Source organism: Pedobacter sp. 01T416_2, from assembly GCF_056398925.1.
In genome coordinates this window covers 1-1,430 of record NZ_JBFTQI010001088.1, presented here as the reverse complement: position 1 = coordinate 1,430, position 1,430 = coordinate 1, and the positions used below count along the sequence as shown (strand labels likewise).

2 protein-coding genes are annotated in these 1,430 nt (G+C 34.7%); both read left to right on the top strand.

What is annotated here, in order from left to right; all coding sequences use genetic code 11:
• Nucleotides 1-697: phosphoribosyltransferase-like protein (locus AC1DPQ_RS27620; RefSeq protein ID WP_477611547.1), on the top strand; the 697-nt coding region annotated here is incomplete at its 5' end.
• A 137-nt stretch (nt 698-834) separates the two neighbouring features.
• Nucleotides 835-1,430, top strand: a 596-nt coding sequence (locus AC1DPQ_RS27615) for a reverse transcriptase domain-containing protein (protein ID WP_477611546.1), incomplete at its 3' end; no start/stop codon positions are given.

Here is a 1,430-nt window from a genome sequence, read left to right as displayed (position 1 = left end):
GGATAAAGCAAAGCAGAATATTGAAGCTTCAATATCAAATATAAAACTTGTTGCGGATATCCATCATAAGATCTTTGACGATAATTTTCTTTTTTTTACTACACTTTCTCAAAATACAATCAAAAAGGATTTGGCTTTGAATTATGGGAACAGCAGGTATTTATTTAAAGAAGGTGAGAATGACTTCAGTTTAGGATATGAGAATTCCGAGGCTTTACTGACTTTTTCTTATGCCCCACCTAATAATACCCTCCCAATTATTTGGTCAAATAAAACTAAGTGGAAGCCGCTTTTCCCGAGATCTGAAGATGATATTTTTGTAAAACTGAAAGAATTCAAGCAGCAAAATGCGTTCGCAGCAACACAGATGCAATTGGGAATGCCAAAAGATACACCCGAGATTGCAGGCTTCAACAGGAATAGAATGATTGTCGTTGGGATTCTAAGAATGCTGAATAAAAAAACTCCCATTCCGACAATATTGTTAGTTTTAGGCTTGAGAACTAATGAGTTGTTGGAGTATCAACAAATAGGAGTGAATATGGGATACTTCACCGAAAACATGGAAGTTACTTCGTTAGGAGAATCTGTCTTGGAAGATATTCTAGATAAAATCAGAGAATATAAAGCCACTCGAGAAAAAGATATTGTTAAAAATGAAATAAAATATATGCCGAAAATAATCTCCGTGAAATGAAATGATTATTGCTAGTGAAGTTTGCGAAAGCAAAGCTCAGTACCACTAGGGCTGGGTTCATAAGAGGTTCCTATAAAGAACATCGATTTTGATTGATTTAATTTTATATTATTCTGTTTATAGCGTAGCAATTAAGAATGGAGTTTCACGGAGATTATTTGTTAGAGTGGGCCAACGATCTTGGCAAGTCGGAAGACTTTATTGAAAAGTTACAAGAGTATGTTAGCCGTTTAGAAACTGCAGATTTACCTATTATATTCTCTCCACTACATTGGGCCAAATTAATGGGAATGAATTATTCTGATGTTTTAAGTATACTAAGCAATAGAAACGCATATTATAACCAATTCAGAATTAAAAAAAAACGCGGCGGGTTTAGGCATATTGATGCACCTAATCCACAACTTTATAATATTCAGAATTGGATTAAGGGTTTTATTTTGGATCAGGTAAAGTTTCCCAAAGAAATAACCTCTTATCAGAAAGGGAAATCTATTATCGACAATGCCAAACCGCATGTAAATAAAGAACTGATCGTCAAGTTTGATCTAAAGGATTTTTTTAGGACAGTAACTGAAGATAGGGTATTTGGAATCTTTAGGATGCTAGGTTATAATAAAGCAGTTGCAATCGATTTGTCAAAAGCATGCTGTATTGATATTCCAGAAGAGGACACAGAAAAAAAGTTGAAATATCCATTAGGGTGCCTCCCTCAAGGTGCACCGTCAAGTCC